Here is a 4,723-nt window from a genome sequence, read left to right on the forward strand (position 1 = left end):
GTTGGTATCCTCAGGGCCATGGACCCGCTTACCGGTGAAGTGCAGTGGGAACACAAGGAAAAGCTGCCACTCTGGGCAGGCGTGCTGACCACCAGGGGCGGCCTGGTCTTCACCGGTACCGGTGATGGTTATTTCAAGGCGTTTGACGCAAAAACCGGCGAGGAACTTTGGTCGTTCCAGACAGGGTCGGGGATTATTTCATCGCCGATCACCTGGGAAATGGATGGTGAGCAGTATATTGGCGTGGTCTCCGGCTATGGCGGCGCAGTCCCACTCTGGGGGGGCGAAATGGCAGAACTGACCAAGCCAATTTCCCAGGGGGGCTCCTTCTGGGCCTTCAAATTGCCTTCCTGGTCACAGGCCTCCCGCTAAAGTCTACCCGGCACTGGCCCGATGCCCTGCGCCGGGCCTTTTTTCAGCATCCTGCAAATGGGTATTTCGAGGGAATTCGATCATGAAAACACAACTGCTTATCAGCCTGATGGCCGCAAGCCTGCCACTGGCGGCCGCCGACTATCTTGCCGATGTCGAAGATGCACCAGTTATCAACGGCTGCAGGCTGCAGCCTGAAGCTACCTGTCCGGGTGCTGACCTGCGCGGTGCAGACCTGTCGAACATGGATTTGCATTCCGCTAACTTCAAAGGCGCCAATCTTGAGGGAGCCATACTCAATCACAGCAACCTGCGGGGCGCACAGCTCGACGGTGCCAACCTGGAGGGGGTAACCGGCCTGAGAGTACACCTCTACCGTGTTTCCATGCGCGGCGCCAATGTTACCGAGGCGGACCTGCGTGGTGCACAGGCAGAATACCTGTTCGCGCAGGGTTCGGATTTTTCGGGGTCGGATCTCAGTGGCGGCAACTTCGGCTTCTCACGTTTTTCCGGAGCCGTGATGAAAGCGGCAACTCTGGACTATTCAACCTTCGAGATCGCCTGGATGCCCAAGGCCAATCTCGAGGGTGCAAGTCTCGTAGGTGCCAACCTCCAGGAAGCCAAATTCGGTAATGCCAGCCTGGCGGATGCCGATATGAGAAGCACCCGCATTCATTATGCAACCTTTGTGAACACCTTTATGGAAGGCTGCACCGCCTGCCCCTTTGACTGGTGAGCTCAGGCCCGAGGGCGTTCCGGTAGCTGGCCGTAGCGGACAAGCCCGGCATCAACCGCCAGGTGGATAAGCTCAACGGAAGAGCTCACCTGCAGTTTTCCCTTCAGCATCGCCAGGTGATTGGAGACGGTTTTACTGCTGACGCAGAGGCGGCTGGCAATGCCCTGGATATCCTCGCCCCGGGCATACATCAGCAGCACCTCCATTTCCCGCTGGGTCATATCCCTGAGCCGGTGGTCCACCGGACGTTCCTGGTTCATTGCCAGGCGAGTGGCAATCGGATGTTCAATGTAGGGCTCACCAGCAGCCACCCGCTTTACCGCTTCGGCAAGCTCCTCCGGCGCGCAGTTCTTGGACACAAAACCCATGCCGCCAACCTCCAGCGCCTGCTTCACCATCGGCAGTTCATCATGCATGGTAAAAAACACAATGCCGGCACCACGCCAGCGCTGACGAATCCGCCGCGCTACTTCCAGCCCGGAGATATCCGGCAGCCCCATATCCAGCAGCATCAGGTCCGGGCGGTGTTCGCCCCAGGCGGCGATGGCAGCCTGGCCGGTTTCAACCTCGACTATCTCCAGGCCGGGCATCATACTCCGCAGCAGGCTGGAGATTCCCTGCCTTACCACTCGGTGGTCGTCAACAATGATCAGCTTCATCGGCGCTTCTCCGGGCTTGGGGTTGTCAGCTCAGGGGAATGGTGAGACACACCCTGGTGCCCTGACCTGAACGGCTGAAGAACTCGGCTTTACCGCCCAGGCTGCGGGCCCTTTCGCACATGGAACGGAGCCCGAGGCCAGCTCTGGCCGACAGGTTGTTGGCTCCAATGCCGTTGTCACGAATCTCGACCTGCAGCACAGGGGGCTTCGCAGTCACACCCAATACGGCTTTGGTTGCAGCCGCATGTCTTGAGACATTATTCAGTGCTTCCTGCACAAACCGGTACAGGTGGGTCTGTTTCTCACCGGTCAGTTCCGGCAGACATTCATCCACCGAGAGTTCACAGGTCAGGCCACTGAGCTGCTGCCACTGATCCACCAGATGATGAATGGCAGACCCCAGTCCAAGCTGCTCCATGACCAGAGGATGCAGATCCTGCAACAGGTGACGAAAATGCTGCTGCACGGTCTCACAGTGTTCAGCCAGTTCCTTCGCCTGATCCTTCTGGCGCTCATTCAGTTCCGGGTCATAGAGCCAGCCGCGAGCCTGGGCGCGAATGCCGGTAATGTACTGGCCAAGATCATCATGAAGCACCCGTGCAATGTGTGCCCGCTCACGATCCTGAAGCTCAAGAAGTTCGTTCAGTAACCTGGCAACGGTTTTCTGCTCGGTCTCCAGCGCTTCTGCCATGGCGTTGAACCGGTGCACCAGTTGATCCAGTTCTGTTATTGGCTGCCGTGGCAGGCGTGGAGAGGGCTCCCCTTCACCGATGTCGTCCATGGCCTTGCCGATTCGCCGCAGCGGCTCTGTCAGCCGGCGTATTGCCACAAATAACGCTGAAAAACACAGCAGCATACCGATGCCAAAAGCCAGCGACACCAGAACAAAGTTTTCCCAGATTTCCTCTACTTCATCGTACGGGTCAACCTGCCAGCCTCCGATGACCGGAAGTCCACTCGCCTGGTCGGCCCCCAGGGCGCGAATAAACCAGATAGGGACGTCGCCACTGCCATCCGCAACGCCCTCATCCGACAACGGGCGCAAGTGCCGGAGGCCTGCAATCAGTTCCGGGCCAACCTCTTCCGGCGCTCCAATCATGCCCGCCAACGTCGATATCCCATCCAGTTCACGGGCCACATCCAGTCTCGCCTGTTTCAGGTAGAAAAAAGCCCCGACGCCATAAACCAGGGCAAATACTGCCAGCATCAACAACGCCACCCGGCTGTATGCCCTCATGATCGGAGTCCCGTTCTGCCTGAATAAAGTTGCCTCATTTTCATGCTAACGGTGTGAAAATTCCCGGGAATAGTTCTTTAGTACCGGCAGTTTCCTACTTTCTGAATATTTCAGCGCCTTTCCACCTTCTCTAAGCTGGGTCCAAGAAAAACAAATATTCAGAGAGAGGACGGCAATATGGATCTTAAAGGCAGGCTACTGATTGCTTCAGTCTTCTGTGGCTGGCTACTGGCGCCCACTTCTGCAGTGGCTCTCGATGTGACCATCGGCTACATTCACTGGGCACCCGACCAGGGACCGGTCCTATCCAATGTCACCCCGGAGCCGGAAGATGCCGGCCTGAGAGGCGCCGAACTGGGGATTGCCGACAACAACGCCACCGGCAAATTCCTCGACCAGAATTATGCCCTGGAGTCCGTCATGACCAGCGATGACGAGGGTGCCCTGGCAGCACTCGACGGCATGCTGGAGAACGGCATTGATCTGCTTGTGACCCGCGTTCCCGCAGATACACTGCGGGCGATGGCCGAAAAGGCTGAGGGTAAAGCGTTACTGTTCAACGCCGGTGCCTCGGACGATGACCTGCGGATCAGCGAATGCCAGCCCAACGTCCTGCACACTATTCCGTCCTACGCCATGCTGACTGACGCCCTTGCCCAGTGGCTGAATATGCGGCGCTGGAAGGAAGTGTTCCTGATTACCGGCCCCACCGAACAGGACAAGGCCTGGGCAGATGCCTTCCGCCGCGCCAGCAAACGGTTCGGCCTGGACATCATTGCCGACAAACCCTGGACCTTCGATTCGGACCTGCGGCGCACGGCTTCCAAAGAACTGCCCACCTTCACCCAGGCAAATGATTACGATGCCGTAGTGGTCGCCGATGTACGTGGTGATTTCGGGGAGTACGTGCCATTCAACACCTGGCTGCCTCGCCCGGTGGTCGGTACCCAGGGCATGGGTCCGGAGGCCTGGCACCGGGTGGTTGAAGCCTGGGGTGCGGCCCAACTGCAGAACCGTTTCCGGGAACTGGCGGATCGTGAAATGAACAGCGAGGATTATGCCGCCTGGGCCGCCGTCCGGTCCATCGGCACCACGGTGACCGGCCTCAGTGAAGCTGGCCACTCGAACATTCGCGAGTACCTGTTTTCCGACGATTTCCAGCTCGCCGCCTTCAAGGGCCGCAAGCTGACTTACCGCCCCTGGAACGGGCAGCTTCGCCAGCCAATCCCCCTGGTTCACCCACAAGGACTGGTTGCGACACCTCCCCTGGAAGGCTTCCTCCATCCCGATTCCGAACTGGACACCCTGGGCTACGACAGGCCGGAGAGTGACTGCCGGATCAATTGACCCCACTGAACAACAACAAGGAACACTGACCATGAAAAATGCTTTCAAGATAGCCACCCTGGCAGCCGCCATCGGCCTTTCCAGCCCGGCGCTGGCAAGCCTGGCCTATGTATCCAACGAGAAAGATGACACGCTTTCCGTAATCGATACCGAGACCAATGAAGTCGTGGACACCATTGAGGTAGGTGCCCGGCCGAGGGGTATTCTGCTGTCCAAGGACTACACCAAGCTCTACATCTGTGCCAGTGACGACGACACCGTCCAGGTACTGGACCTGGCGACTCGCAAGATCATCGACACCCTGCCCTCCGGCGAGGACCCGGAGCAGTTTGCTTTGCACCCCAACAATCGCCACCTCTACATCGCCAATGA

Annotated in this window: 5 protein-coding genes and 1 pseudogene; 4 read left to right on the top strand and 2 right to left on the bottom strand. The window is 58.5% G+C overall.

Going from position 1 to position 4,723, the window contains the following annotated elements:
* The coding region (locus ACESMB_RS14745) for a PQQ-binding-like beta-propeller repeat protein (protein WP_372971958.1) at positions 1–372 on the top strand (372 nt) is incomplete at its 5' end.
* Between the two features lie 82 nt (positions 373–454).
* Positions 455–1,108 (top strand): pentapeptide repeat-containing protein, encoded by a 654-nt coding sequence (locus ACESMB_RS14750; protein ID WP_372927614.1) that lies wholly within the window; start codon positions 455–457, stop codon positions 1,106–1,108.
* Positions 1,109–1,110: 2 nt separating this feature from the next.
* Here ACESMB_RS14750 and ACESMB_RS14755 read toward each other — a convergent pair whose 3' ends face one another.
* Both ACESMB_RS14755 and ACESMB_RS14760 read right to left on the bottom strand, forming a co-directional pair.
* Positions 1,111–1,767, bottom strand: coding sequence for a response regulator (locus ACESMB_RS14755; RefSeq protein WP_372927613.1), 657 nt, complete (start codon positions 1,765–1,767; stop codon positions 1,111–1,113).
* 25 nt (positions 1,768–1,792) lie between these two features.
* Positions 1,793–3,004, bottom strand: a complete 1,212-nt coding sequence (locus tag ACESMB_RS14760; RefSeq protein ID WP_372971959.1) for a histidine kinase — start codon at positions 3,002–3,004, stop codon at positions 1,793–1,795.
* Between the two features lie 177 nt (positions 3,005–3,181).
* Here ACESMB_RS14760 and ACESMB_RS14765 point away from each other — a divergent pair, with 177 nt between their 5' ends.
* Positions 3,182–4,351, top strand: a complete 1,170-nt coding sequence (locus ACESMB_RS14765; protein ID WP_372971960.1) for an ABC transporter substrate-binding protein — start codon at positions 3,182–3,184, stop codon at positions 4,349–4,351.
* 31 nt (positions 4,352–4,382) lie between these two features.
* Positions 4,383–4,723: pseudogene (locus ACESMB_RS14770) on the top strand (hypothetical protein); the annotation flags it as partial.

The sequence above is a fragment of the Marinobacter sp. genome (assembly GCF_041686475.1).
GTDB lineage: Bacteria > Pseudomonadota > Gammaproteobacteria > Pseudomonadales > Oleiphilaceae > Marinobacter.

Coding starts and splice junctions, on each gene's coding strand:
- ACESMB_RS14765 (WP_372971960.1), top strand. CDS start 3,182: ATGGATCTTAAAGGCAGGCTACTGATTGCTTCAGTCTTCTGTGGCTGG.
- ACESMB_RS14760 (WP_372971959.1), bottom strand. CDS start 3,004: ATGAGGGCATACAGCCGGGTGGCGTTGTTGATGCTGGCAGTATTTGCC.
- ACESMB_RS14750 (WP_372927614.1), top strand. CDS start 455: ATGAAAACACAACTGCTTATCAGCCTGATGGCCGCAAGCCTGCCACTG.
- ACESMB_RS14755 (WP_372927613.1), bottom strand. CDS start 1,767: ATGAAGCTGATCATTGTTGACGACCACCGAGTGGTAAGGCAGGGAATC.